The following is a 24063-nucleotide window of genomic DNA, read 5'->3' on the forward strand; positions in this document are numbered from 1 at the left end:
GGCGGCCGGCCCGCGCGCACGAGGGCGCCTTCGGGCGTCCGGTGACGCGTGCCGGTGGCGGCGGATACGCTGATGACGAGATCAACAGGTGTGCGGGGCAGGGAAGTCGGGAAGGCCGCAGGAGCGACAATGGTGGCGATCGGGGGCGGGAATGACCGTTGACGGCGGTTACGCGGACTTCTTCGGACCGCAGGTGCCGCGTACGGACGACGGCGGCCAGACGGCCACCTTCGCGCTGGCCTCGGCCGCCTACCGGGACAGCGAGCTGGCGGACATCAAGAAGGCCGACAACGAGTGGCACCAGACGACCCTGAACGCGGGCCGCTCCTGGGCCACGCTCTTCCGTCCCAACCTCGGCGAGGCCTTCTCCCGGGCGGTGGCCGACCGCATGCTGGGCAGTGGCCGCAAGCCCCTGATCCAGTCCTTCGGCGCGGAACCGCAGGTGGTCGTCGAGCACTGCCTGGCGGCCAACGGCATCCGCAGGGCGCGCGACGCGCGGCTGGCCACGGTGATCGTGCTGTGCGGTCTGCTGTTCCTGCCGGGCATGCTGGTCTGGCTGCTCGGCTTCCAGATCCGCACCACCGTCGCCAAGGCGGAGAACCGGCAGGCCGGGGCGCTGGGCGCCGCGGTCCTCGTGGCGATCGCCGCGCTGGCCGCGCTGTTCCTCGTCAAGATGCCCTTCTCCGGTTTCTGGGCCTGGTACGCGCGCGCCGCGGTCGTCATGCCGGTCGTGGGCTGGTTCTGGGCCAAGCGCATCTGCGAGGGCACCGCCAGGGACCTGCGGGAGCGCTGGGACGGTCTGCTGTCGGGCAGCGGAGTCGGTGCCAAGGTCCCCGAGGCGGTGCCCAGCCATCCCGACGAGACCGCGGCCGAGCAGCTGCGCCAGTCCCTGGCCAAGCTCGGCGCCGAGCAGCAGTCCAACTCGGTCTTCTACGCCGGCCCCAAGGGCATACTCGGCATGGGCACCCGCTGGGGCAGCTGGCAGCTCGCCGAGAATCTGGTGCCCGCCGATCCCACCCGGGAGATCCACCCCTTCCGCAGCTGGGACGTCATACGTTCCATCCACGACCAGCTGCGCATGCTGGAGCGCGGCCCGCTGAACACCGGCGGTTTCACGAAGCCGTCCATACGGCACTGGATCGTCACGCCGATCGGGGAGGGCGCCAAGGCGGTGTCCCGTCCGGAGGGCACGGACGTCGAGGCGTACCAGGTCAAGCCGCACGCGATACAGGAGATCTGCAACAAGCAGCAGTTCGGGGCCGGTGACCGGCACTACCTGGGCGTCCAGTGGACGCTGTGGGACGGCCAGCTGGTCATCACCATGCTGATCACGGTGACCGTGCTGCACGAGACGCTGCGCATCGAGGTGACCGGCCACGCGCTGGGTCCGGTCAACCCGCTGTTCACCGCCAAGCCGGAGGCGCCCTCGAAGGAGGTCAGCAAGTCGTTCAAGCCGTGGGAGACGCGCAAGGTGATGCTTCCCCTGGTCCCCGCGAACGAGGTGGTACGGCTCGCCGTCCGCGCCCCGCTCACCTGGTACCCGCCGCTGCTGAACTGGCTGGGCGGCACGATCGGGCTCCCGGAGCCCTTCGGACTGCGGCACGCGTGGGCCGACCAGCCGTGGCGGCACCGCTTCATGGCCGACGACGCGTTGCGGGCGGCGGCACCGGTGCTGCGGGTGGTGCACGCGGCGGCGATCAGGGTGCTGGACGAGAACGGCGTGGACACGGAGAAGTTCGGGTCGCGCTCGGCGTTCCTCAGCACGGCCGTGCAGGACCCGACGCCGGGGAAGGCCGACCTCTACAACGCGTAGGCCCGGTGGCCCCGCGTCGCTACGCGGCGGAGGGCCACGCCTCGGCCAGCATCTCGCGGGTGTCGCCCAGCAGCTGCGGAAGCACCTTCGTGTGGCCGACCACCGGCATGAAGTTCGTGTCGCCGCCCCAGCGGGGCACGACGTGCTGGTGGAGGTGGGCCGCGATGCCCGCGCCCGCCGCCGAGCCCTGGTTCATGCCGATGTTGAAGCCGTGGGCGCCGGACGCGGTGCGCAGGGCCGTCATCGCCTGCTTGGTCAGCTCGGCCAGCTCCGCGGTCTCCACGGTGTTCAGCTCGGTGTAGTCGGCGACGTGGCGGTACGGCACGGTCATCAGGTGGCCGCCGTTGTACGGGTACAGGTTGAGCACCGCGTACACGTGCTCACCGCGCCGGACGATCAGACCGTCCTCGTCGGACTTGGCCGGGATCGAGCAGAAGGGGCAGCCGTCGTCGGCTCCGGGGCCGCTCGGCTTGTTCTCGCCCTGGATGTAGGCCATCCGGTGGGGCGTCCACAGGCGCTGGAACGCGTCCCGCGTCCCCACTCCCAGCTGCTGCTCCGGCTCACTCGTCATGCGTGCAGCATATGGCGTCGCCCACGGCGGCGGGGAAAGGCCCCCGGGATCCCCCGGGGGCCCGTCACACCCTGTCGCAACCCGGCGATCAGACCTGCGCCCGCTCCTCGACGACCTTCACGATCTTCGCGATGGCCTCGTCGACGGGGATGCCGTTCTCCTGGGAGCCGTCGCGGTAGCGGAAGGAGACCGCGCCGTTCGCCATGTCCTCGTCGCCCGCGATGACCATGAAGGGCACCTTCTGCTTCTGGGCGTTGCGGATCTTCTTCTGCATGCGGTCCGAGGACGAGTCGACCTCGACGCGCAGGCCCCGCCTGCGGGCCGCCGCGGCGAATCTCTCCAGGTGCTCCACGTGCGCGTCGCCGATCGGGATGCCGACCGCCTGGACCGGGGCCAGCCAGGCCGGGAAGGCTCCCGCGTAGTGCTCCAGGAGCACCGCGAAGAAGCGCTCGATGGAGCCGAACAGCGCGCGGTGGATCATGACCGGACGCTGCTTGGCGCCGTCCGCGCCGGTGTACTCCAGGTCGAAGCGCTCCGGCAGGTTGAAGTCCAGCTGGATGGTCGACATCTGCCAGGTGCGGCCGATGGCGTCCTTGGTCTGCACGGAGATCTTCGGGCCGTAGAAGGCGGCGCCGCCCGGGTCGGGGACCAGGGGCAGCCCCTGCTTCTCGGCGACCTGGCGCAGCGTCTCGGTGGCCTCTTCCCACGCCTCGTCGGAGCCGACGGACTTCTCCGGGTCCTTGGTGGACAGCTCCAGGTAGAAGTCGGTCAGGCCGTAGTCGCGCAGCAGGTTCAGGACGAAGGTGAGGGTCTTGTCGAGCTCCTCCGACATCTGCTCGCGGGTGCAGTAGATGTGCGCGTCGTCCTGGGTGAAGCCGCGGGCCCGGGTCAGGCCGTGCACGACGCCCGACTTCTCGTACCGGTACACGGTGCCGAACTCGAACAGGCGCAGCGGCAGCTCACGGTAGGAGCGGCCGCGCGCGTCGAAGATCAGGTTGTGCATCGGGCAGTTCATGGGCTTGAGGTAGTAGTCCACGCCCTCGTCGAGCTGCATGGGCGGGTACATTCCGTCGGCGTACCAGTCCAGGTGGCCCGAGGTCTCGAAGAGCTTGCCCTTCGTCGCGTGCGGGGTGTAGACGAACTCGTACCCCTCCTCCTCGTGGCGGCGCCGCGAGTAGTCCTCCATGACCCGGCGGATCACGCCGCCCCTGGGGTGGAAGACGGCGAGGCCGGAGCCGATCTGCTCCGGGATGGAGAACAGGTCCAGCTCGCTGCCGAGCTTGCGGTGGTCGCGCTTCTCGGCCTCGGCGAGGAACTCCAGGTGCGCCTTCAGCTCGTCCTTGGTCGGCCAGGCGGTGCCGTAGATGCGCTGGAGCATCGGGTTCTTCTCGCTGCCGCGCCAGTAGGCGGCGGCGTTGCGCATCAGCTTGAAGGCCGGAATGTTCCGGGTGGTGGGCAGGTGGGGGCCCCGGCAGAGGTCCTTCCAGCACAGGCCCCCGGTCCTGGCGTCCAGGTTGTCGTAGATCGTCAGCTCGCCGGCGCCGACCTCGACGTCCGCGCCGTCGTCGTGGGAGGCGGAGCCCTTGAGTCCGATCAGCTCCAGCTTGTACGGCTCGTCGGCGAGCTCCTCGCGGGCCTCGTCGTCGGTGACGACACGGCGCGAGAAGCGCTGGCCGCGCTTCTGGATCTCCTGCATCTTCTTCTCGATGGCCTTGAGGTCATCGGGGTGGAAGGGCTTCTCGACGTCGAAGTCGTAGTAGAAGCCGTCCTTGACGGGCGGGCCGATGCCCAGCTTGGCCTCGGGGAACAGCTCCTGCACGGCCTGCGCCATGACGTGCGCGGTGGAGTGGCGCAGGATGTCCAGACCGTCCTCGGAGGAGATCTCGACGCCTTCGACAGTCTCGCCGTCCTTGACCTCGTAGGCGAGGTCCTTGAGGTCACCGGACACGCGGGCGGCGACGATCGAGCGCTCGCCGGCGAAGAGCTCGGCGGCCGTAGTGCCCGTCGTCACCACGCGTTCTTCCCGCTCGGAATCCCGCTGGATGATCACACGGACGTCTGACACCGGTCTCTCCTGACTGAAGGTGGGGCCGCGGCGCCATACCGGAGCGCACGCGTGAGGGCGATCGTACCGACCCGGGCCCGCCCACCGCGAAATCAGCGCTGTCGGTGCCCTCCTCCGTCGCCGCAGGCCTCCTCGAAGAGGGCCGCGACCTCCACGTGCTCCTGGGCGGCCTTCAGCAGCCGGTCCCGCTCCGCGTCGTCGATCTGTACGGGCGCGATCTCGCAGGCCCCGGTGAACCGGCGGAACCCGCCCCGGCTCTCCAGCCGCCCGAGGAGCCGCACCGGCAGCCCGACGAGGTGGGCGTGCCCGGCGATCCGGTAGGCCTCCTCGTCCAGCGCGATCCGCACGTGCGGTACGTCGGCCCCGGCCAGCACCCGCAGCCGTACGGTGCCGGGGCCGCGCGGTCCGGTCCGGCGCATACGGACGACGGTGCCGGTGATCCGCACCGGCACGGAGGGCTCCGCGCGCAGATAGCGGGCGGCGGCCTCGCGCAGGGCGGGCAGGTCGCCGGGCGAGAACTCGACGGGCCCGGTGAGGGCGCCGCAGCCCCCGGGGACGCCCGCGGCCGGTGCCCAGCCGACGGCGATCCGGGCCCCCTCCGTGCCCCGGACCAGGGCGACGAGCGCCTCGGTCAGCTCGTGGCTGACGCCCGCCGCGACGGCCGAGTCGAAGGCCTCCATGCCACCGGTGGCCCGCCGGTGGTCGATGGCCTCGCGGGCGGCGTACAGGGCCTGATGGAGGCGTACGGCGAGGGGACGGCCGGTGCTGACCGGCAGGAACGCCGTGAGCCCGCGGCCGCCGGGGGCGGGGCCCACCAGGACGTTCTCCAGGGCGGCGCCGGCGGCGCGCCGGTGCCGGGCGCCGTAGTAGCCCGCACGCGCGCGCGTGGCGAGCGCTCCGGCGAGCAGCATCCGGCGGGCGGCGGAGCGCAGCCGCTCCTCGGCGGTCCAGGACGCGGTGTCGCCGGGCCCTGCCGGTATGTCGCGTCTCCAGCGGATCTCGTCGCTGGGGACGGCGAGGGAGACAAGGATCTCGCGGGCGGCGGGGGTGCCGCTGCGGGACAGGGCGAGCAGCGCCTCGCCGAGCAGGTCGTCGCTGTCGGGGAGGGCACGGCTGACGGGCACCAGCAGGCTGGTGACGCCCGCTGCCGGGCCGGGTGGGGTCCAGCGGCCGTACCGGCCCGGGGCGCCGCCGCGCCGCCGCCAGCCGTGCCGTTGGAGGAGGGCGGTCAGCACGGCCGGGTCGACGGTGCCCGCCTCGGGTGGGCGGCCGTCGGGCGGCGGGTCGTGGTGGGCGTCGGCCGGGCACGCCGGCGCGGGCCGCAGGGGTTCGACGGACTCCCGGGGTTCGACGGACCGCGGGGGTTCGCCGGCCGGGCGCTGCGTCATGGTGCCCCTCCCGTCCCGACCCGCGTCATGATCTCGCACAGCGCCCGGTCGTCGAAGACCCGCGCGGTCGGTATCCGCACGGTGGTGCGCCGCCGGCCGGTGACCAAATGTCCGGCGAGGTTGGTCCAGTAGCAGCAGTGCCTGAGGTCGAGCCGGTCGTGGCCGGCCCGCAGCCACTGGTCCCGGGACCGGGGAACGATCATCACGACGAGGATCCTGTGCACCGAGACGGGGGTGCGGGCGAGCTTCGCCAGGTGGTCGTTGTCGAGCGTGAAGGAGAAGAAGCGGCCGGGCGGTCCGGGCGGAACCTGGTACGTGGCCTTGAGCTGCACCTTGATGGTGACCTCGTCGTCGACCGTGTGCCCGGGGGCGCTGTGGCTGACGTGCCGGTCGATGCCGTTGTCCGGGAAGGGCTGGGAGAGTGAGCAGCCCGCCGCCGCCGCGACCGCGTGCAGGTAGCCGACCTGCAAGGTCTCCATGCAGGCGGCGGTGGCGAGTGAGCCGCGTGCGGGCGTGGTGCGCTCGGGCAGCAGCCCGCCCCGTTCGGGCTGCGCTACGGCCATGGCCAACAGCCTTCCGAGACTGGTGTATCCCCACTGCGGGTCTGTGAACTGCAAAGACCCGTACTCCTGTTGTGTCCTTCCGGCGTACGCCGCAAACAGCCCGGGTATCACCGAACCGGGACGGACGACGGCGCATCAGCTGCCGTGCTCGGAAGAGGAGTTGAGTGCCCTATGACGAGCTGGTTCGAGGGGCCGCTGGCCGCCTTCGACACGGAGACGACGGGTGTGGACACCGAGACCGACCGGATCGTGTCGGCGGCCCTCGTCGTCCAGGACGCGCCCGGGCTGCGGCCGCGGGTGACCCGGTGGCTGGTGAACCCGGGCGTGCCGGTGCCCGAGGCGGCGACGGCCGTGCACGGGCTGACGCAGCAGCATGTGCAGCGCAACGGCCGCTGGCCGGCACCGGTGATGTACGAGATAGCCGAGGCGCTGGGCGAGCAGGCCCGCGCCGGTCGCCCGCTCGTGGTGATGAACGCGCCGTTCGACCTCACGCTGCTGGACCGCGAGTTGCGCCGGCACCGCGCCTCGTCGCTCGGCCACTGGCTGGAGCGGACGTCGCTGCACGTGCTGGACCCGCGAGTGCTGGACAAGCACCTGGACCGTTACCGCAAGGGCCGCCGCACCCTCACCGATCTGTGCGCGCACTACGGCGTGGAGCTGACCGGCGCACACGACGCGGCGGCCGACGCGCAGGCGGCGCTGGAGGTCGTACGGGCGGTGGGGCGCCGCTTCCCGGGGCGGCTGGAGCGCCTCTCCCCCGCCGAGCTGCACACGTTGCAGGCGGTGTGGCACGCGGGGCAGGCTCGGGGGCTGCAGGCGTGGTTCGCGCTCAACGGCACCGAGGAAGCGGTGGACCCGGCCTGGCCACTGCGGCCTGACCTGCCGGCGGCGGCGTGAGCACACGAACGCGACCACACGAAGAAGCCGGTCCGTCGGGCGACGGACCGGCTTTTCCCGAGTGGGCGATACTGGGTTCGAACCAGTGACCTCTTCGGTGTGAACGAAGCGCTCTCCCACTGAGCTAATCGCCCGGGAACGCACTGAACAATACAGGGCCCCGCGCGTTTCCATCAAACCGCTTGCCGGCCACCGCCCAGGTGCGTGGCGAGGCCGCGCCGCCCCGCCCGCATCATCAGCCGGTGGTTGGCCCGGAACAGGAGCCGCCCCGGCACGGCGAGGCGGCGCAGCAGCGGCTTGCGCACGACGACCTCCTGGTCGTAGCGGACGAGGGTGCCGGAGCCGCGCGGGACGACCGTCCAGCGCGCCCAGCCCTCCATGTCGCCGCTCATGGCGACCTGAAGCACCCCCGCCGCCGGGTCCCGGCGGCCCTCCCGCAGGGTCGCGGTCAGGTCGTACGGGAGGAGGGAGCGGAACCGTAGGACCCCGCTCGTGTCGTCGAGCCGGGTGACCTCGCGCACCTGTGGCCACCAGCGGGGGTAGTCCTCGATGCGTTCCAGAGCGCGGTAGACGTCCGGAGCGGGCGCGGGCAGCGGCCACAGGCTGCGGAAGCGGTAATGGTTCCAGTCCACCCGTGCAGTGTGCCCGCACCCGCGTCCCCCACGGGACAACTACGGCATCCGGTCCCCCAGGAGTGCGAGGTTCTCGATGGCGGCGAGTCCGTAGAGCGCGGTGTCGTTGGTGGACACCCAGCTCGCCTCGCTGCCGGGCACCAGCGTGACGGAGCCGCCGAGCTTCTCCGTCGTCCAGGGCGCCGACTCCTTGTAGCCGTCGGAGTCGTAGAACTTCCGCCACGCGCGCGTGGCGAGCTGTGCGTCGCCGGTTTGCGCGGCCGCGTACGCGTCGAGGCGCGAGTGGCCCTGGAAGAGGATCAGACTGCCGAAGCTGGAGCCGTAGCGCTCGGCCTGTTCCGTCTTGCTCGCGTTGAAGTAGCGGCAGTAGTCGTAGTACGCCTCGTTGAACTCCGGCAGGTCGACGAGGTCGATGAGTTCCGCACAGAGTTCGTTGAGGCCGAAGACGGCCGACAGGTGGGAGACCTCGACCTTCGGGGTGTCGGCGACGGCGAACTTCCCGGTGTCCAGGTCGTACAGGCCGCTGCCCTGGACGAAGCCGTTGGGCTGGGCGGCGATGGTCTCCATGGTGGACAGGACGCGGGCCCTGGCCTTCTCCCACTTGGGGCCCTTGCGTTCCCACTCGGTCAGCCACGCCGAGACCAGGCCGCTCCAGTCGGTGCCGAAACCGATCGACAGGGCGTGCCGGTCGGGCGTGTACGGCTCGGTGCGGATCTTGCGGAGCGGGTCGAGGGCGAGGAAGGTCTCGTCGGAGTCGACGTTGGCGTGCATGAGGTCGCCGACGCGTTCGTCGGCGGTGAGGAAGTAGTAGAAGCGCCGGTAGGTGGTGTTGGCGATGCGCTGCTGCTTGGCGCTGTCGGCGTAGTGCTGGACGCCGTGCCGGGTGCCGAGGCCGGCCCATTCGCCGAGGTGGTAGACGTCGACCTCGCCGGTGTGCCGGGTCATGGCCTCGGCGAAGCGGAAGAGGTCGGCGCGGCCGGAGCGCAGGTAGGCGTACCAGAGCCAGAGGTCCGGGGAGAGTTCGGAGTTGTCCCAGGCGTAGCCGCCGACGTCGTAGCGCCACACGTGCCGGGCGGCGTCGTAGGTGTGCATGATGTCGCCGTAGTCCCAGAAGCCGTACCAGCGGCGCTGCTCCACCTGGTCCCTGTAGTAGGCGAAGAGGAAGTCGAGGTGGTCCTCGATCCGGGCCTTGGCCGGGGTGGAGCGGTCGGGTTCGGAGTACAGGCCGGGTCCGAAGACCCTGGCCTTGATGAGCTGCCTGGGCGGGGCGGCCAACTGGGGCAGTACGCGTACCGCCGCCACCTGTTCGGCGAGCTTCTCGGCGCTCGGGGTGGAGTCGTTGGCCCAGAACAGGAGTTCCGAGGTGCGGGCGATGCCGTAGGGGGTGCCGAAGCCGGGTTCGTGGTCCTCGTAGGTGATGTTGAGGCCTTCGAGCTGTTCGGCGTAGGTGTCCTGGCCCATGCCGTCGTGGTAGAACCGCAGGTCCATGGGCTGGGCCTCGGGTGACCAGAGCCAGAGGGTGATCTCGGCCTCGTCGGTCTGGGCATCGCGGATGTCGAGCTGGGCGGGGTGCTTCTCCCAGAAGTCGCGCAGGCCGAAGGAGAGGCCGCCGCTCGCGCCGCCGACGTAGCCGAAGCCGGAGGCGCGCCGTCCGCCGCCGGCACCGATCCAGCCGTGGCCCTTCTTGGTGCGCTTGCGCAGGGTGAAGCCGTCGGCGGAGAGCTGGGAGAGGGTGTAGTCGCCCCATTCGGGGATGTACTTGAGGCGGGTGGTGACCCGCTGGTCCCAGGTGGACGGGTCGGGCAGCCTCTCCCCGGCGAACTGGGCCGCCTGGACGGCCGCTCCCGGATCGCGGCGCAGTCCGGTGATGCCCTTGACGGCCTCGCGGAGCAGGCCGGTGCCCTCGCCGCCGATGCGGACGTGGCGGTCGTAGGACTCGTCGCGCATGGGCACGGTGAAGCGGACGCCCAGGCCGCGGATGAAGTCGCCGCTCGCCTCGCCGGGCTCCTGCTTCCCGTCGAACGTGACGGTGTGCACCATGCGGAAGGAGTCGGCGCCCGCGTAGAAGTAGAGGCGGATGGAGAAGGGCAGCCAGCCGCGGTGGCCCTTGCGGTGCTTGCCGTCGACGCGGACCACGGCGCGGACCGGGCCCTCCTGCTCGACCGCCACGTCGTCGATCGCGCCGTCGAAGCGCTCGTACTTGACCGAGCCCTGGTCGCCGTCCTCGATCTCGGGCTGGCGCAGCAGGACGAGGCGGCCGTTCTTCGCGATCTCGCTGGAGCCCCGGGTGACCGACTTGATCAGTGTCGATCCGGACTTGCCGATTCTGGCGGTGATGACGCCGGTCGATATGCCGATGGTGCCGCCGTGCCGGTCGACGGTGACCTTCCTGGCGGGTGCGGCGGGGACACCGGCGGCCAGGGTGAGCCTGCCGCTGCCCGAGTTGACGGCGTGCGCGGTCCACTTGAGGGAGCCGTCCGGCCAGTACGCGAGCGGCCAGGACTGCACGGGTACGGACCTGCCGTCCGCGTCCGTGACGGCGAAGGACTGGTCCTCCTGGTAGGTGCCCCTGGGCCAGGGGACGCCGACGGTGGAGCCGGGGGCGGCGCCGAGGCCGCCGTCCTCCAGCCAGGTCAGGGTGACGGGGCTGTCGTCGGCGGCGGGGGCGGCGGGCGCGGCCTGTGCGTTCCTGGTGCCCAGCGCCCAGCTGAAATGCGCGGCGGCGCCGGCGGCGGCGGCCGCCTTGAGAAGGGACCTGCGGGGGATGGGGGGCATGGCCTTTCCTTTCCGTGCGGGTGCCAGGTATGTCAAGGGCATGACAGATTGAGGGGCGCGGCACCGGAACGCCGGCCCTGGTACGGGGGCGTCGCCCGTCAGCGGCGCCGGTACCGCTCCTCCACGGCGACGGCCGCCGCGGCGACGGTACCGAGGACGGCGACCGCCAGCGGCGCGCTGAACCAGGCGGAGCAGACCACGACGGCCAGTCCGCCGACGAGGAGGAAGGAACCGGCGGGGTCGAGCACGGTGCGGCGGCCGGCCCGCGCGCACAGCGACCGCCAGGAGGCGCCGGGGTGCCAGGCCGCCGCCGCGCGCAGTCCCGCGACGGCCGCGCCGATCAGGGCGAGGACGCCGACGGTGCCGACCGGCGGGCCGCCCGGCAGACCGTTCCGCACGGCCTGCACGTCGACCCACACCGCGGCCAGGGCGGCCCACCCGGCGATCCCGACGAGCCATCCGCGGCGCACCGCCGCCCGGAAGTCGGCCGCGAACTCCCGCCAGCCGCCGTGCTCGTGGGCCAGCCGGCGCCCGAGGTGCCGCGCGCCGGCCGCGAACGCGGCGGGGTAGGTGACCAGCGGCAGCGCCGCCACCGCGATCCACACGCCGGTGAGCAGGCACTCGGCGAACAGGGCGAAGCCCTGGGCGAGCCGGGACTCCCCCGGCTCCGGACGGGCCTTGGCACGCGCTCCGGTCATGAGAGGTTCACCTCAGCCCTTCAGGCCGGACGTCGCCATGCCGTCGATCAGATAGCGCTGGAAGGCCAGGAAGAAGGCGAGGACGGGCAGCAGGGCGACCAGCGACATGGCGATCATGCCGCCGTAGTTCGCCAGGCCCTCCTGGTCCACGAACATCTTCAGGCCCAGGGAGACGGTGTACTTGCCGGGCTCGTTGAGGTAGATCAGCGGGCCCATGAAGTCGTTCCAGGAGTTGATGAAGGTGAAGATCGCGCTGGTGATGAGCGCGGGCCTGCACAGCGGGAGCACGATCGACCAGTAGATCCGCAGGTGCCCGCAGCCGTCGAGGCGGGCCGCCTCGTCCAGCTCCCTGGGCAGGTTGCGCATGAACTGCACCATCAGGAAGACGAAGAACGCCTCGGTGGCCAGGTACTTCCCCAGCAGCAGCGGGGTGTAGGTGTTGATCATGTCCATGTTGCGGAAGAGCACGTACTGCGGGATCAGCAGCACGTGGTACGGCAGCAGCAGCGTGCTGATCATCAGGGTGAACAGCAGGTTGCGTCCCGCGAACCCGATCTTCGCGAAGGCGTACGCCGTCAGCGAGCAGGACACCACGATCCCGATCACCGAGCCGACCGCGAGAAAGAGCGAGTTGAAGAAGAACGTAGAGATCGAGATGTCCGCGATGCCGTCGGCGAGGCTCGTGTAGTTGGACGTGATCGGGTCGCCCGGGAAGAGGTCCAGGCTGCCGACGATGTCGCCGCTCTCCTTGAAGGAGCCGCCGACCACCCAGAGCAGCGGGTAGAGGATCACGGCGAGGACCGCCAGCGACCCGAGGTGCCAGGCGAGCGACCCGGGCAGCCCGCGCCGGAGCGCCGCCGCCCCGTTGGACGGGGCCGGCCCGGCGTCGGTGGCCGGCGTGACGTCGGTGGCCTGCGCGCTCATCGGCCGCCCTCCTCGTAGTGCACCCAGCGCTTCTGGGACCAGAACAGCACCGCGGTGACCAGGGCGACCGCGACCAGCAGCATCCACGCCATCGCGGAGGCCAGGCCCATGCGGCTGTTCTCGAAGCCCTGGACGTACAGGTAGCAGGTATAGACCATCGTGCCGTCCGCGGGACCGCAGGCGTTGCCGCCGGCGCCGCCGCCGACGATGTAGGCCGAGCTGAAGATCTGGAAGGAGTGGATGGTCTCCAGCAGGACGTTGAAGAAGAGGACGGGGGAGATCATCGGCAGCGTGATGTTCCAGAACTGCCGCGCCTTGCCGGCACCGTCCACGTCGGCCGCCTCGTACAGCTCGCGCGGGACCTGCTTGAGACCGGCCAGGAAGATCACCATGGGGGCGCCGAACTGCCAGACGGTGAGCGCCACCAGGCTGTAGATGATCAGCTCCGGGTCGCCGGTCCAGCCGCCGGCACCGATCCCGAACAGCTGCTGCGCACGGTCGACGACCGCGTCGTCCGAGAAGATCGCCTTCCACACGATGGCGATGGACACGCTCGCGCCGATCAGTGACGGCGCGTAGAAGGCGGCCCGGTAGAAGGCCTGCCCGCGCCGCTTCTGCGCCAGCAGCAGCGCGACCCCGAGCGCCGCGATCAGCTTGACCGGCGTGCCGACCACGACGTACCACAGGGTGACCCGGACCGAGTGGCGCCAGCGCGGGTCGCCGAACATCTCGGAGAAGTTGTCCAGGCCGATCCACCTGGGGGCGTCGAACAGGTTGTAGTCGGTGAACGCGAAGTAGAGCGAGGCGGCCATCGGTCCCGCCGTCAGCAGCAGGAAACCGGCGATCCAGGGGGACATGAAGAGGTACCCGGCCAGGTTCTCCCGGCGGCCCCGCCGCTTCAGCTCGGCGGGGCGCGAGGGCTTCACCGGACCGTGCCGCGGCTCGGAGGCCGTCCGTCCCTCCCTCGCGGGGGCGTGTGTCACGGCGTTTCCCATCAGCCTGCGAGAGCCGTCTTCGACTCGGTGAAGAACTGCTCGACGGCGTCCTCGACGGACCGCGAGCCGAGCGCCATCTCCTCGGCGATGCGCAGGAACGCGGCCTCGCAAATGTCGGCCCCGTTCGGGTGCGGGGTGATCTGCTCCAGGACGCCGGCCTCGACGAGGGACTCCTCGTAGGCGGCGATGGCCTTGTTGACCGGGTCGGTCGGCCGGTACGCGTCGTACTGGGCCTGGGTGGTGGGGACGCCGCGGTCGTAGCCCATGATCTTGGCGACCTCGGGGTCGTGCACCATGAAGCCGATGAACTGGGCGACTTCCTTCGGGTGCTCGGTGCGCTTGTAGCCGCTGAGCATCAGCGAGCCGAGGTACTGGCCGGTCCTCTTGCCGTCCGTGGTGGGGATCGGCGCCAGCCCGTACTCGCTCTCGCCCTCGGAGGTGTAGCGGACGGTGAAGTTGTCCCAGGTGAACTCGCTGCCGGCCAGCTCCGCGGAGAGCGCCGACTTGGGCTTGATCTGGGCGGCCTTCTTGGGGTCGGCGAACAGGCCGGACTTCACGCCCTTCTCCGCCTTGGTCCACCACGCGGTCAGATCCGACTCGGAGAAGCCGAGTCCGTCCTCGGTGAAGAACGCCCTGCCGTTCTGACGCAGGTACAGGTCGTAGAGGTACATGACGCCGTACATGCCGCTGTCGCCGGCCCGGCCGGTCCTGTCGCGGATTCTCGTCATCGCCTCGTCGAAGTCGCCCCATGTCCAGCCCTGTTCGGGCTTGACGCCGGACCGGGTGTAGACGGGCTTGTCGATGACCAGCGCCATCGAGTTCGAACCGACGGGCACGCCGAGGAGCTTGCCGTCGATCTCGCCGAACTTCTCCAGACCCGCGCGGAATCCGTCCATGGAGAGATTTCCCGCCTCGACCTGTCCGCCCAGATCGAGCAGGACGTTCTTCGCGTCGTATTTGCGGAGAAAGCCGATGGCATTCTGGAAGACGTCCGGCGGATTTCCCCCGGAGGCCTGGGTGTTGAACTTCTTCCAGAAGTCGGTGTACGGCTGAAAGTCGGTCTTGACCTTGATCTTCGGGTACTTCTTCTCGAAGAGCGCGATGGTCTTGTTGATGCGCTCGGCCCGGTCCTCGGCACCCCACCAGGAGTAACGGATCGTCACCGTTCCGTCCCCCGAGCCGCTGCCGCCGCCACACGCGGTGGCCGTGCCCCCCAGCCCCGCGACGGCCAGTGAGGCCCCCGCCGCCTTGAGGATCGTCCGTCTCCCGGTCTGCCGTTCCGCGTTCCCGCCCTGCTGCACACGAGCCTCCCCGCGACGTCGCTTCCGCCTCATGAATCGTTTCAAGTAAGCGCTTGCTGGCACAAGGTACGGAGGGCCCGGGAGCGCGTCAATGATTCGGACAGGAATTGATGGGAGCGGAGCGCGGCCGGCCCGGACACCCGTCCCGGGCCTGTCGTCCGGTGGACCGGAGAACACCCAGGTCGGCGCGGCGCGACCGACGGGCCGAACACCGGCGAGCCCGTGCACGGCCGCGGCGCGGAAGGTCACGGTTGAATGAACACGGGCAGAAGCGGAACCCCCGGACGGAACGCCCCGGACACCCGGACCGCGCCCGCGCCGGTACCCGCACCCGCCGCACGCGTCCGCACGGCGAAGCGGCCCGGCTCACGAGGGTGAGCCGGGCCGCCTGATGATCCGGTGGGCGATACTGGGTTCGAACCAGTGACCTCTTCGGTGTGAACGAAGCGCTCTCCCACTGAGCTAATCGCCCGGACGCAGGAAGAACATTACCCCATGTCAGGGGCGTCCGTGACCAGCGGGGACCGCGGCGGGGCACCCCTGCGGGCGCTCACTGGTCCTCGATCTTCCAGGGCATCTCGAGGCCGAACTTCCACAGGTAGACGCCGACCAGCACGGCGATGATCAGCACACCGACGGAGGTCAGGATGATGTTCCGGCGCCGCACCCTGGGGTCGAGCGCGCGCTGCGCCGCCTCGGTGACCTTGCGCTTGGTCCAGCGCAGGACGAGCTGGGCCCAGACGAACTCGGTCGCCCAGATCGCCATGCCACCGAAGATCACGACCCAGCCCGGCCCGGGCAGCGGCAGCATGATGACGCCGGCCACCACGACCGCGAGGCCGACGACGAAGACCCCGACCTGCCAGCTCACGTGCAGAGCACGACGCGCTTTGACGAATTCCGGCGCCCGCGAACCGAGCGCCCGCTCGGCCGTGGCCTCGTCCGTCCCCGTACGGTCCGCCGCCACGGCTGCCTCGCCGGACTTGTTACTCCCCGTGTCCATACGGCCAAACACTACCGGAGCGAAACCTGTCACCGGAATGGGCGCACGACCCGAACGATCTCTCGGCCGGAAGAGTTACGTAAACACACGCAAAACACTCAGAGGGGTTTACAACGGCACCGTAGGTGGCATGTCGATTTCGCCGACGTGCGAATCCCCGAGCGCACACTGAGCGAAAGGCCCTGGCGCTTATGAACACCACGGTCAGCTGCGAGCTGCACCTGCGCCTCGTTGTGTCGAGCGAGTCCTCCCTGCCTGTCCCCGCAGGCCTGCGGTACGACACGGCCGACCCCTACGCCGTGCACGCCACCTTCCACACCGGAGCCGAGGAAACCGTCGAGTGGGTGTTCGCCCGCGACCTCCTCGCCGAGGGTCTCCACCGCCCCACCGGGACCGGCGACGTCCGTGTCTGGCCGTCCCGCAGTCACGGCCAGGGCGTCGTGTGCATCGCTCTCAGCTCCCCGGAGGGCGAAGCGCTGCTCGAGGCCCCGGCGCGGGCCCTGGAGTCCTTCCTGAAGCGCACAGACGCCGCCGTGCCTCCCGGCACGGAACACCGGCACTTCGATCTCGATCAGGAGCTCTCGCACATCCTGGCGGAAAGCTAGGGCGGGGCCCCGCGTGAAGCCGCCCGTCGCCGTCGACTCGGGGTGACGGCACGGGCCCGGACAACCGCATACGGCACACACCGGCGTCGTCGCCGCGGGTCTCCGCGGGGGCGGCGCCGGTGTGTGCGCGGCCCCGGGAACGAAGGCGGGCCGGCCGCCGTTGTAGGAGCGACCGACGACCGGGACGGGCTCGCGGCCGGTCAGCCCGCCGCGGAAGCCACTACCATCGGCCAGCATCGGCGGGCGCCCGCCCGACCCCCAGGCCAGGGAGCGAAACGTGCTGATCACCCACGACACCCGGTGCGCGCTCGACACCGTGGTGGATCTGGTGAACACCGTGCCGGAGGACGAGTCGGCCCCGGACGGACTGCCCGACGTCGCGGCCCTCCAGGAATTCGTGGGAACGCACGACATCAGCGACGTGGGCGCGCTCTCGGAAATCGACCTCTCGGCGGTGCGCAGGATCCGCGGGCGGTTCGCGGCGGTCTTCGCCGCCCCCGACCCCCGGACCGCCGCGGGACTGATCAACGACCTGGTCGCGGCCGCAGGCACCACGCCCCGGCTCACCGACCACGACGGCTACGACTGGCACATCCACTACTTCGCGCCCGGCGCCTCCGTCGCGGACCACCTGACCGCGGACTGCGGGATGGCGCTGGCGTTCTTCGTGGTCGCCGGGGAGCGGGAGCGGCTGCGGCGGTGCGAGGCCCCGGACTGCCGGCGCGCCTTCGTCGACCTGTCCCGGAACCGCTCGCGGCGGTACTGCGACAGCCGCACCTGCGGTAACCGCCTGCACGTGGCCGCCTACCGGGCCCGGCGCAAGGAGGCGGCGGGCTGACGCCGCCCCTGCGGGGCCGGAGCGCGACTGGCCTGGAGCGCGGGCCGGGACGGGGCCGGACCGGAGCGGCTGTGGATGCCCGGAGGGCGACGCGGCCCCCGGCGGGTGACGCCGGGGAGCGCGGGTACGGCTCACAGCAACAGCAGATCGTGCAACGAAGCCATGAGCAGCAGACACCCGATCACCGCAAGAAAGATCATGAGCGGTGGCTGGGAAAGGGCGAAGAGGCAGCCGCGTGGTTCGTCCTGCACCCGCGCGGTTTCGCTCTGTCTCGTGTCCAGCTGGGTATCCAGCTGAGTGGTGTCCGGCATCTCGCCGCGATGATGACGCAGCGGACGGGGCCGGTGCGATCAACACGCCCGTAAAGACCGGGAGTTAGTTGAATGTCGCAAGGTCCGGTCGGATCGTGATCATTCCGGAGCGCGGACTGTCGGCCTCGGACCGCTGTGCCGTTTCGGCCTGCGACGTCGCCCCGTCATATCCCGTGCTTCTTGAGGATGGCCTCGATGTCGCCGAAGTCGTCCTCACCACCCGGGGACGCCTTCGCCGGCCGGGGCGCGGGCTCGGCGGCCGGACGGGCACCCGATCCCAGGGAGGGCGCGGACGCCGCCGGAGCCACCGCGTCGCGCTGCGCCGCGGCGCGGGCCTCCCTGCGTTCCTTGCGGGTGCCGCCGCGGCGGCGCTCCACGGCGCGGGTGGTCATGAAGAGCACCCAGGCCACGCCCAGCACCCCGAATCCGGCCCAGGCCACCGGGCTGAAGGCCGTGTCGGCCAGCCACTCGACGACTCCGGTCATCACCAGGCCGATCGGGACCAGCGAGTAGGCGGCGATCCGGGCGGCGGTGAGGAAACGCCTGCGGTACGCGGTGACCGCCGCGATGCCCAGGCCCGCCGCGGACACCGCGGAGCAGACGGTCTCGGCAATCATCCGGTCCTCCAGGCTGGGCTCGGTGGGGCATGAGTACGTCGTCCCTTCCATCCTGCACCGTCGGCCCGCCGTGAGGCCATGCCGAAAGCCCGGGATCAGGGAGATCTCGGGGTCGGCTCCTGCGCGGGTACCGGTGGGAGAGGCACGACGCGGTTGGGGCGGCGCCTCCTGGGCTGGGAGGATGGCGGCATGAGCGACTCCTCCCCCGCCCGCCCCGCCGCGCCCGTACTCGAGGTCTGGTGCGAGCTTCAGTGCCCGGACTGCCGCACCGCCCTGGACGACCTCCGTGCCCTGCGCGCCCGCTACGGAGACCGTCTGGAGGTGCGGCTGCGGCACTTCCCGCTGGAGAAGCACCAGCACGCCTTCGCCGCCGCGCAGGCCGCCGAGGAGGCCGTCGCCCAGGGCCGGGGCTGGCCGTACGTCGAAGCCGTTCTGGAGCGGGCCGCGGATCTGGACCGCGAGGGGAAGGCCCTCCTGATCGAGGTGGCCCGGACACTGGGACTGGACGCGGAGGAGTTCGACACGGCCCTCATCGACGGCCGGCACATCCTGATCGTCGACGCCGACCAGGCCGAGGGCAAGGCGATCGGCGTGACCGGCACCCCCACGTACGTGATCGGCGGCGAACGCCTCGACGGCGGCAGGAGCCAGGAAGGGCTGCGCGAGCGCGTCGCGGAGATCGCGGACCGGCTGCTGGCCGAGCAGGACTGAAGGACCGCAACCCGCGGCCGGTCCCGGCAGCGGCGCGAGCCCGCGTCCGCCGCTACAGCAGCGGCTTGTAGTAGCTGTACCGCGTGGTTCCGTAGCCGAGCGACTCGTAGAGCCGCTCGGCCGCGGTGTTCCCCGCGAAGACGTTGAGGCCGATCAGTGGGCGGCCGGCGGTGATCGCCTCGGCCTCGGCCAGCAGCATCAGGGTGCGGCCGTGCCCCCGGCCCCGGTGGGCCGCGTCCGCCTCGACGTCGAAGACGAAGGCCCGGTCCTCCCGCAGCGCCAGCCACAGGACGCCGACCCGCTCGCCCTCGTGCTCCAGCACGCGGAACAGCATGCCCTCGGTGTCCAGCCCCCGCGGCAGCAGCGTCTCGTGATCGCGGCGGGCCTTCGCGTACGCGTCGGTCTCGGGCACGCCCCGCTCCATCCAGGTCCGGGCGTAGCGCTGCGACTCGTGGGCGTGCCAGGCGGCGAAGTCCCGCGGAGTCATCGGCCGTGCCCTGCTGCCCGCGGGCAGGGCGGGCGGGGTGCCGCCGAGGGGCTTGGTCATGCCGCGGCTGCGCAGGACGTAGCCGAGCGCCTGCGCGAGCCGTGGCCCCGCCCCGGTGCCGCCTCCCGCCTCGGCGTCGGTGGCGGCGGCCTCGATCTGCCCGCAGCCCCACGCGCGCGCGACCTCCTCCGCGGCCAGCGCGGCGACCGTGCCCCGGCCGCGCCGGCGGTCCGGCCCGTCGACGCGCAGTTCGTGGATCACGGCCACCGAGTCTCCGAGGCTGGGTGAGGTGCCGAGGTGCAGCACACCGACGGGGCGGCTGTTCACACACACCTGGTAGTGGCGCGAACGCGTCCCGTCGGCGGCGCGCTGGAGCGGCTCGGTCGGCCGCAGGGTCGTGGTCATCACGGCAGTTCTACCCACCGGGGGACGAGAACGGCAGCCGAATATCGGCGGGTCACGGGTCCAGGTCGTTCCCGGACCGCTCCTCGAAGATCCGCATGGCCTTGGCGGTCACCGGCCCCGGGGCGCCCGGCAGTTCGCGGTCGTCGACGCGGTGCACGGCCTGGACGTCCCGCAGCGTGGAGGTCAGGAACACCTCGTCGGCGCGCTCCAGGACGTCCAGCGGGAGGTCGCTCTCCCGCGCACCGGTCCACTCGGCGGCCAGAGCGCGGGTGATTCCGGCGAGGCAGCCGGAGGTGACCGGCGGGGTGTGGATCTCGCCGTCGAGGACGACGAAGACGTTCGACCCGGTGCCCTCGCACAGCTGCCCCACGGTGTTGCCGAACAGCGCTTCCGTGGCCCCGCGTTCGCGGGCGCGGGCCAGGGCGACGACGTTCTCGGCGTAGGAGGTGGTCTTCAGGCCGGTGAGGGCACCGCGTTCGTTGCGGGCCCATGGGACGGTGATCACTGCCGTGGAGTCGGGGCGGCGGACGGTCTCGCCGAGGGCGACGACGAGGGTCGGGCCGTACTCGCCGCGGTCGGAGCCCAGCGGGCCGTGGCCGCCGGTGTAGGTGATGCGCAGCCGGCCGAGCGGCATCGGGTTGGCGTCGAGGACGGCGGCGCAGGCGCGGCGCACCTCGTCGAGGTCGGGGTCGGGCAGGCCGAGGCCGCGGGCCGAGCGGGTCAGCCGGTCCAGGTGCCGGGTCGGCGCGAAAGGCCTGCCGTCCACCGCCTTCACGGTCTCGAAGACACCGTCGCCCACGGTCAGCCCGTGGTCGAGGACGGAGACGCGGGCGGACTCGATGTCCTGCAACCCGCCGTCGAGCCAGATCTTCACGTCGCCAGCGCCTCTCCGCTTCCGTTCACCTCGTACGCCCCCGACGCTACCGCGAGCAGCCGGGACGCCTTCAGTTCGGTCTCCCGCCACTCGCCCTCCGGGTCCGACCCCCAGGTGATGCCGGCGCCGGTGCCGAAGCACAGCCGCCCCGCGCGCCGGTCGATCCAGAAGGTGCGGATGCCGACGGCCAGCTCGCCGGTGCCCCGGCCGGCGTCGACCCAGCCGACGCCCCCGCAGTACGGGCCGCGGGGCGCGGTCTCCAGCGCCTCGATGATCCGCAGGGCGCTCGGCTTGGGCGCGCCGGTGACGGAGCCGGGCGGGAAGGCGGCGGCGAGGAGCTCGGGCCAGCCGGTGCCCGCGCGCAGCTCGCCGCGCACCGTGGACACCAGGTGGACGAGGCCCGGGTGCTTCTCCACGGCGCACAGGTCGGGCACCGCCACGCTGCCCGTGGCGCAGACCCGCCCCAGGTCGTTGCGGACCAGGTCCACGATCATCACGTTCTCGGCGTAGTCCTTCTGCAGCAGGTCGGCCTCGGTCCGCCCGGTGCCCTTGATCGGCCCGGACTCGACCGTCCGGCCGTCCCGGCGCAGGAACAGCTCGGGCGAGGCGGTGGCGATCTCGACGCCGTGCCCCGGCAGCCGGACCGTTCCGGCGTACGGCGCCGGGTTGCCGCGGGCCAGCAGGGCGGTGAGCGCGTCCACGTCGGCGCCGGGTCCGACGGGCGCGGTCAGCACCCGGCAGAGGTTGGCCTGGTAGACCTCGCCGGCGGCTATGTGCGCGCGGATGCGCCGTACGGCCGCCGTGTACGCGGCGCGGTCCAGGGAGGACGTCCAGTCGCCGACGGAGGGTCCGCGCCACGCTCCCGGCGTGGGCGTCGGCACCGGCTCGGTCCGTACGTCCGCGAAACGTGCGCAGGTCAGGCGGCCTTCGAAGTCGGCGCAGACGGCCCAGAAACCTTCGGAGTCGAGGGCGGCGGGATCGCTCGTGACGTCGAGGAGACCGGTGGCGAGACGGTCGCCGAAGCGGGCGAGGGGAGGGAGATCGAGCACGTGACCGAGTCTAGGCCGGTGTCCCCCGGGGTGACCCGAACGTGTCCTTCCGGGTGCCCTGACCAGGTCCGCGAGCGGACGCACCGCAGCACGCTGCACAAACGCGTTTTTGTGCTGGCCCCGGAATCCGCTAGAGTTCATCACGTCGCCGGGCCGCGTAAGCGGACCCGAACCGACAGGCGGACGTAGCTCAGTTGGTAGAGCGCAACCTTGCCAAGGTTGAGGTCGCGAGTTCGAGCCTCGTCGTCCGCTCGCGGGAACAGGGGACCTCCCGGGTCTCCTGCGCTCCTGGTGGAGTGGCCGAGAGGCGAGGCAACGGCCTGCAAAGCCGTCTACACGGGTTCAAATCCCGTCTCCACCTCCAAGGACGATTAGCTCAGCGGGAGAGCGCTTCCCTGACACGGAAGAGGTCACTGGTTCAATCCCAGTATCGTCCACTGATCCGCAAGGATCACCGATCCGTATGGATCCGCGCGCGATTAGCTCAGCGGGAGAGCGCTTCCCTGACACGGAAGAGGTCACTGGTTCAATCCCAGTATCGCGCACGCAGTACACCGCACTCCCAGGACGATTAGCTCAGCGGGAGAGCGCTTCCCTGACACGGAAGAGGTCACTGGTTCAATCCCAGTATCGTCCACACCGGAAGAACCCCCGGCCGTCTCGTACGGCCGGGGGTTCTTCGTGTGCGGGCCCGTGGACGAGCCCGCACCCGGCGGATCAGCGGGGGCCGGTCAGCTGGAGAAGAGCATGCGCCCGAAGCTCTTCTGACGGTGGTGGCCGTAGTGACCGTGCCCGCCGTGCGGAGCGCCCCAGGCCGGCGCCTGGGCGGCCGGGTACGCCTGCGGCGCGGCGGGCGGCGGCGGAGCGGGCTGGGACCACTGGGCCTCCAGGCGGGTCAGCGACTCCAGCTCGCCGTAGTCGAGGAAGATGCCGCGGCAGCCGCTGCACTGCTCGATCTGAACGCCGTTGCGGTTGTAGGTGTGCATCGGTGCGTGGCACTTGGGGCACTGCATGCTCGGCTCAACTCCTCGCCGGTCGGTCCTGCTTCGCGTATCGCCAGGACAGACTCTGTCCCGCCGCGGGTCGGTTGCACCCTACTGCCCGGAAATTCGGTTCAGCCGCGTGGGGCGGCGGGCCGGACGCGGAGGGCCATGCGCGCGCAGGCGTCGACGAGGGACTGCTCCACCTCGTCCAGCGGCCGGTCCGCCGCGACCGCCTTGGTGACGGCCCGGGCGGCGGTCTGCGCGGTGAGGGCGCGGGCCGGGACGTCCAGGGCGGGCCAGGGATCGCCGCAGGCGGGGACGGCGGGGCCGCCGGCGGCGCGGTAGGCGGTCAGGAAGCGGTGCCACTCGTCGGGCGGGAGCAGTCCGCAGGCGTACCAGGCCGCCGGACGGGCCAGGTCCCAGGCCGGGACGCCGGTGCCGAGGTCGTCGATGTCGATCAGCAGCCAGGGCCCTTCGGGGCCGGGGTGGCGTATGAGCTGGCCGAGGTGGAGGTCGCCGTGGCAGAGGGTGGTCGTGTCCGGCATGGCGGCCTCGCCGCGTGCCCAGGCGGGGAGCGCGTCCCAGGCCGCCAGCACGGGCGCGGTGGCGGGGTGGTGAGGGGCGGTGTCCCGGAGGCGGGCCGCGGCCAGGGCCGCCTTCACGGGGCCGCGCATCGGGGGTACGGCGGTGGGGGCCGGCGTGCGGTGGAGGCGGGCGAGGAGGGTGGCCGCGGCCTCCCACGGCGCCGCGTCCGGGTCCTCGGGGTCGACGGGCGTGCCGTAGGGCCAGTAGGTGACGAGCCGCCCGTGCAGGAGGACGGGCGCCGGGGCGAGCGGGGGCAGGAGTACGCCGGGGAGCCGGGCGGCGGCGGTGACGCGCAGGGACAGCCCGGCGGGGTCGGCGTCCGCCGCGTGGGCCTTGGCGACGGTGCCGGCGTGCCGGACGACGGTGGCGTCGGGGCGGTCGGCGAGGGTGGCCGCGCCGCAGGGACATGCCGGGGTGCGGGCGTGGGCCGTTTCCCTGACGCGTGCCCTGAGGGCGGGGAGGAGGGCGTCCGTTGTCACGTGGGTGAGGGTATGCGGGCGCGGGGCGCCCACGCCGTTCCCGCTGTCCCCCTCGCCGCGGTCCCCCTGTCGTCCCGTCGGGACCCTCGACGTCGTCCCCGCCGGGCTTGTCGGGAGCAGAGGCAATGCCGGCGCAGCTCCCCAGCTGCGCCGGCATTTTGCCGTCCGCCGCACCCCCGTCCCCACGGGGTTTCATGGATGGATGTCCCCGCCCGGACCGCTCTTCCGGGCCTGGGGTCGCCGCTCAGCGCCCCAGCACCACACCCACGGACGACGCCTGTGTGGCCACTGTCTCCCACCCGTCGAAGACGAGGAGGAGCAGGACCGCCAGGGGCAGGGCCATGAGCGTCGCCACCGCGGGGTGGCGACGGCCCTGACGGTTTCCTTCCCGTGTGCGGAGCAGTGTCCGCGGAACCGTCTGGGCCATGGTCCCTCTCCTGACCGTTTCGTTGTCTTGTGGAGCGGCGGGTGTCTGACCTCGGGGGACGAGTGCT

Annotated in this window: 24 protein-coding genes and 7 tRNA genes; 10 read left to right on the plus strand and 21 right to left on the minus strand. The window is 71.6% G+C overall.

Features of this window, described 5'->3' with window-relative positions; genetic code table 11:
• Window positions 1–151 precede the first annotated feature (151 nt).
• Window positions 152–1813, plus strand: a complete 1662-nt coding sequence (locus ACGFYH_RS06870; protein WP_393802073.1) for a hypothetical protein — start codon at window positions 152–154, stop codon at window positions 1811–1813.
• Between the two features lie 19 nt (window positions 1814–1832).
• Here ACGFYH_RS06870 and ACGFYH_RS06875 read toward each other — a convergent pair whose 3' ends face one another.
• The 4 genes from ACGFYH_RS06875 to ACGFYH_RS06890 form a co-directional block, all read right to left on the minus strand.
• Window positions 1833–2384: an HIT family protein gene (locus tag ACGFYH_RS06875; protein WP_393802074.1), complete on the minus strand. Its 552-nt coding sequence runs from the start codon at window positions 2382–2384 to the stop codon at window positions 1833–1835.
• A gap of 88 nt (window positions 2385–2472) precedes the next feature.
• A complete protein-coding gene (gene thrS / locus ACGFYH_RS06880) occupies window positions 2473–4449 on the minus strand; it encodes a threonine--tRNA ligase (protein ID WP_393802075.1) in 1977 nt (658 codons plus the stop codon).
• 92 nt (window positions 4450–4541) lie between these two features.
• Entirely contained in the window at window positions 4542–5837 is a 1296-nt protein-coding gene (locus ACGFYH_RS06885; protein ID WP_393802076.1) for a hypothetical protein, read from the minus strand.
• Window positions 5834–6400, minus strand: coding sequence for a DUF4365 domain-containing protein (locus ACGFYH_RS06890; protein WP_393802077.1), 567 nt, complete (start codon window positions 6398–6400; stop codon window positions 5834–5836). The genes ACGFYH_RS06885 and ACGFYH_RS06890 overlap by 4 nt, the downstream gene beginning before the upstream one ends.
• 171 nt (window positions 6401–6571) lie before the next feature.
• On the opposite strand from ACGFYH_RS06890, the gene ACGFYH_RS06895 reads away from it, so the two are divergent.
• On the plus strand, window positions 6572–7297 hold the full coding sequence (locus ACGFYH_RS06895; RefSeq protein ID WP_393802078.1) for a 3'-5' exonuclease: 726 nt from the start codon (window positions 6572–6574) through the stop codon (window positions 7295–7297).
• Between the two features lie 62 nt (window positions 7298–7359).
• Here ACGFYH_RS06895 and ACGFYH_RS06900 read toward each other — a convergent pair.
• The 9 genes from ACGFYH_RS06900 to ACGFYH_RS06940 form a co-directional block, all read right to left on the minus strand.
• Window positions 7360–7431, minus strand: a tRNA-Val gene (locus ACGFYH_RS06900).
• A gap of 39 nt (window positions 7432–7470) precedes the next feature.
• A complete protein-coding gene (locus ACGFYH_RS06905) occupies window positions 7471–7929 on the minus strand; it encodes an SRPBCC family protein (protein WP_393802079.1) in 459 nt (152 codons plus the stop codon).
• Window positions 7930–7968: 39 nt separating this feature from the next.
• The gene (locus ACGFYH_RS06910; protein ID WP_393802080.1) at window positions 7969–10704 is read right to left on the minus strand and encodes a Tat pathway signal sequence domain protein; all 2736 of its coding nucleotides are present in this window, start codon (window positions 10702–10704) and stop codon (window positions 7969–7971) included.
• A gap of 98 nt (window positions 10705–10802) precedes the next feature.
• Window positions 10803–11402, minus strand: coding sequence for a hypothetical protein (locus ACGFYH_RS06915; RefSeq protein WP_393802081.1), 600 nt, complete (start codon window positions 11400–11402; stop codon window positions 10803–10805).
• Window positions 11403–11414: 12 nt separating this feature from the next.
• Entirely contained in the window at window positions 11415–12326 is a 912-nt protein-coding gene (locus ACGFYH_RS06920) for a carbohydrate ABC transporter permease (RefSeq protein WP_393802082.1), read from the minus strand.
• Window positions 12323–13321: a carbohydrate ABC transporter permease gene (locus tag ACGFYH_RS06925; RefSeq protein ID WP_393802083.1), complete on the minus strand. Its 999-nt coding sequence runs from the start codon at window positions 13319–13321 to the stop codon at window positions 12323–12325. The genes ACGFYH_RS06920 and ACGFYH_RS06925 overlap by 4 nt, the downstream gene beginning before the upstream one ends.
• Window positions 13321–14622 (minus strand): ABC transporter substrate-binding protein, encoded by a 1302-nt coding sequence (locus ACGFYH_RS06930; protein ID WP_393802084.1) that lies wholly within the window; start codon window positions 14620–14622, stop codon window positions 13321–13323. The genes ACGFYH_RS06925 and ACGFYH_RS06930 overlap by 1 nt, the downstream gene beginning before the upstream one ends.
• A gap of 400 nt (window positions 14623–15022) precedes the next feature.
• A tRNA-Val gene (locus ACGFYH_RS06935) sits at window positions 15023–15094 on the minus strand.
• Between the two features lie 78 nt (window positions 15095–15172).
• A complete protein-coding gene (locus tag ACGFYH_RS06940; RefSeq protein WP_393802085.1) occupies window positions 15173–15625 on the minus strand; it encodes a TIGR02611 family protein in 453 nt (150 codons plus the stop codon).
• A 191-nt stretch (window positions 15626–15816) separates the two neighbouring features.
• Between ACGFYH_RS06940 and ACGFYH_RS06945 the strand changes: the two genes are divergently transcribed.
• Both ACGFYH_RS06945 and ACGFYH_RS06950 read left to right on the plus strand, forming a co-directional pair.
• A complete protein-coding gene (locus ACGFYH_RS06945; protein WP_004002642.1) occupies window positions 15817–16230 on the plus strand; it encodes an SsgA family sporulation/cell division regulator in 414 nt (137 codons plus the stop codon).
• 277 nt (window positions 16231–16507) lie between these two features.
• Entirely contained in the window at window positions 16508–17068 is a 561-nt protein-coding gene (locus tag ACGFYH_RS06950; RefSeq protein ID WP_393802086.1) for a CGNR zinc finger domain-containing protein, read from the plus strand.
• Between the two features lie 131 nt (window positions 17069–17199).
• On the opposite strand, the gene ACGFYH_RS06955 is transcribed toward ACGFYH_RS06950, so the two are convergent.
• Both ACGFYH_RS06955 and ACGFYH_RS06960 read right to left on the minus strand, forming a co-directional pair.
• Window positions 17200–17379 carry a hypothetical protein gene (locus tag ACGFYH_RS06955; protein WP_217170678.1) on the minus strand — a complete coding sequence of 60 codons (180 nt, stop codon included), beginning with the start codon at window positions 17377–17379 and terminating at the stop codon, window positions 17200–17202.
• Between the two features lie 164 nt (window positions 17380–17543).
• Window positions 17544–17996, minus strand: coding sequence for a hypothetical protein (locus ACGFYH_RS06960; protein WP_393802087.1), 453 nt, complete (start codon window positions 17994–17996; stop codon window positions 17544–17546).
• Between the two features lie 189 nt (window positions 17997–18185).
• Between ACGFYH_RS06960 and ACGFYH_RS06965 the strand changes: the two genes are divergently transcribed.
• Window positions 18186–18707, plus strand: coding sequence for a DsbA family protein (locus ACGFYH_RS06965; RefSeq protein ID WP_393802088.1), 522 nt, complete (start codon window positions 18186–18188; stop codon window positions 18705–18707).
• A gap of 52 nt (window positions 18708–18759) precedes the next feature.
• Here ACGFYH_RS06965 and ACGFYH_RS06970 read toward each other — a convergent pair whose 3' ends face one another.
• Genes ACGFYH_RS06970 through ACGFYH_RS06980 form a run of 3 tightly spaced genes read right to left on the minus strand, consistent with a single transcriptional unit; the run spans window position 18760 to window position 21522 of the window.
• Entirely contained in the window at window positions 18760–19599 is an 840-nt protein-coding gene (locus ACGFYH_RS06970) for a GNAT family N-acetyltransferase (protein WP_393802089.1), read from the minus strand.
• 52 nt (window positions 19600–19651) lie between these two features.
• The gene (locus ACGFYH_RS06975) at window positions 19652–20473 is read right to left on the minus strand and encodes an aminotransferase class IV (RefSeq protein ID WP_393802090.1); all 822 of its coding nucleotides are present in this window, start codon (window positions 20471–20473) and stop codon (window positions 19652–19654) included.
• A complete protein-coding gene (locus tag ACGFYH_RS06980) occupies window positions 20470–21522 on the minus strand; it encodes a chorismate-binding protein (protein ID WP_393802091.1) in 1053 nt (350 codons plus the stop codon). The genes ACGFYH_RS06975 and ACGFYH_RS06980 overlap by 4 nt, the downstream gene beginning before the upstream one ends.
• 179 nt (window positions 21523–21701) lie before the next feature.
• Between ACGFYH_RS06980 and ACGFYH_RS06985 the strand changes: the two genes are divergently transcribed.
• The 5 genes from ACGFYH_RS06985 to ACGFYH_RS07005 all read left to right on the plus strand — a co-directional run bounded on the left by ACGFYH_RS06985 (window position 21702) and on the right by ACGFYH_RS07005 (window position 22159).
• Window positions 21702–21774, plus strand: a tRNA-Gly gene (locus ACGFYH_RS06985).
• A gap of 38 nt (window positions 21775–21812) precedes the next feature.
• Window positions 21813–21886, plus strand: a tRNA-Cys gene (locus tag ACGFYH_RS06990).
• A gap of 1 nt (window position 21887) precedes the next feature.
• Window positions 21888–21959, plus strand: a tRNA-Val gene (locus ACGFYH_RS06995).
• A 36-nt stretch (window positions 21960–21995) separates the two neighbouring features.
• Window positions 21996–22067: transfer RNA gene (locus tag ACGFYH_RS07000), tRNA-Val, on the plus strand.
• Between the two features lie 20 nt (window positions 22068–22087).
• Window positions 22088–22159: transfer RNA gene (locus tag ACGFYH_RS07005), tRNA-Val, on the plus strand.
• A gap of 94 nt (window positions 22160–22253) precedes the next feature.
• Here ACGFYH_RS07005 and ACGFYH_RS07010 read toward each other — a convergent pair.
• The 3 genes from ACGFYH_RS07010 to ACGFYH_RS07020 form a co-directional block, all read right to left on the minus strand.
• Window positions 22254–22535 (minus strand): zf-TFIIB domain-containing protein, encoded by a 282-nt coding sequence (locus tag ACGFYH_RS07010; RefSeq protein WP_393802092.1) that lies wholly within the window; start codon window positions 22533–22535, stop codon window positions 22254–22256.
• Window positions 22536–22636: 101 nt separating this feature from the next.
• Complete coding sequence (locus ACGFYH_RS07015) at window positions 22637–23569, minus strand: phosphotransferase family protein (RefSeq protein ID WP_393802093.1); 933 nt, start codon at window positions 23567–23569, stop codon at window positions 22637–22639.
• Window positions 23570–23813: 244 nt separating this feature from the next.
• On the minus strand, window positions 23814–23996 hold the full coding sequence (locus tag ACGFYH_RS07020; RefSeq protein WP_393802094.1) for a hypothetical protein: 183 nt from the start codon (window positions 23994–23996) through the stop codon (window positions 23814–23816).
• Between the last annotated feature and the right edge of the window lie 67 nt (window positions 23997–24063).

Origin of the sequence: Streptomyces sp. NPDC048392 (assembly GCF_043200575.1) — a bacterium.
In the GTDB taxonomy this organism is placed as follows: domain Bacteria; phylum Actinomycetota; class Actinomycetes; order Streptomycetales; family Streptomycetaceae; genus Streptomyces.

Bases quoted from the DNA above. Each gene is read 5' to 3' on its own strand.
- ACGFYH_RS06870 (WP_393802073.1), top strand. From the start codon at position 152: ATGACCGTTGACGGCGGTTACGCGGACTTCTTCGGACCGCAGGTGCCG.
- ACGFYH_RS06875 (WP_393802074.1), bottom strand. From the start codon at position 2,384: ATGACGAGTGAGCCGGAGCAGCAGCTGGGAGTGGGGACGCGGGACGCG.
- ACGFYH_RS06885 (WP_393802076.1), bottom strand. From the start codon at position 5,837: ATGACGCAGCGCCCGGCCGGCGAACCCCCGCGGTCCGTCGAACCCCGG.
- ACGFYH_RS06890 (WP_393802077.1), bottom strand. From the start codon at position 6,400: ATGGCCGTAGCGCAGCCCGAACGGGGCGGGCTGCTGCCCGAGCGCACC.
- ACGFYH_RS06895 (WP_393802078.1), top strand. From the start codon at position 6,572: ATGACGAGCTGGTTCGAGGGGCCGCTGGCCGCCTTCGACACGGAGACG.
- ACGFYH_RS06910 (WP_393802080.1), bottom strand. From the start codon at position 10,704: ATGCCCCCCATCCCCCGCAGGTCCCTTCTCAAGGCGGCCGCCGCCGCC.
- ACGFYH_RS06915 (WP_393802081.1), bottom strand. From the start codon at position 11,402: ATGACCGGAGCGCGTGCCAAGGCCCGTCCGGAGCCGGGGGAGTCCCGG.
- ACGFYH_RS06920 (WP_393802082.1), bottom strand. From the start codon at position 12,326: ATGAGCGCGCAGGCCACCGACGTCACGCCGGCCACCGACGCCGGGCCG.
- ACGFYH_RS06925 (WP_393802083.1), bottom strand. From the start codon at position 13,321: ATGGGAAACGCCGTGACACACGCCCCCGCGAGGGAGGGACGGACGGCC.
- ACGFYH_RS06940 (WP_393802085.1), bottom strand. From the start codon at position 15,625: ATGGACACGGGGAGTAACAAGTCCGGCGAGGCAGCCGTGGCGGCGGAC.
- ACGFYH_RS06945 (WP_004002642.1), top strand. From the start codon at position 15,817: ATGAACACCACGGTCAGCTGCGAGCTGCACCTGCGCCTCGTTGTGTCG.
- ACGFYH_RS06955 (WP_217170678.1), bottom strand. From the start codon at position 17,379: ATGCCGGACACCACTCAGCTGGATACCCAGCTGGACACGAGACAGAGC.
- ACGFYH_RS06960 (WP_393802087.1), bottom strand. From the start codon at position 17,996: ATGATTGCCGAGACCGTCTGCTCCGCGGTGTCCGCGGCGGGCCTGGGC.
- ACGFYH_RS06965 (WP_393802088.1), top strand. From the start codon at position 18,186: ATGAGCGACTCCTCCCCCGCCCGCCCCGCCGCGCCCGTACTCGAGGTC.
- ACGFYH_RS06970 (WP_393802089.1), bottom strand. From the start codon at position 19,599: ATGACCACGACCCTGCGGCCGACCGAGCCGCTCCAGCGCGCCGCCGAC.
- ACGFYH_RS07010 (WP_393802092.1), bottom strand. From the start codon at position 22,535: ATGCAGTGCCCCAAGTGCCACGCACCGATGCACACCTACAACCGCAAC.
- ACGFYH_RS07020 (WP_393802094.1), bottom strand. From the start codon at position 23,996: ATGGCCCAGACGGTTCCGCGGACACTGCTCCGCACACGGGAAGGAAAC.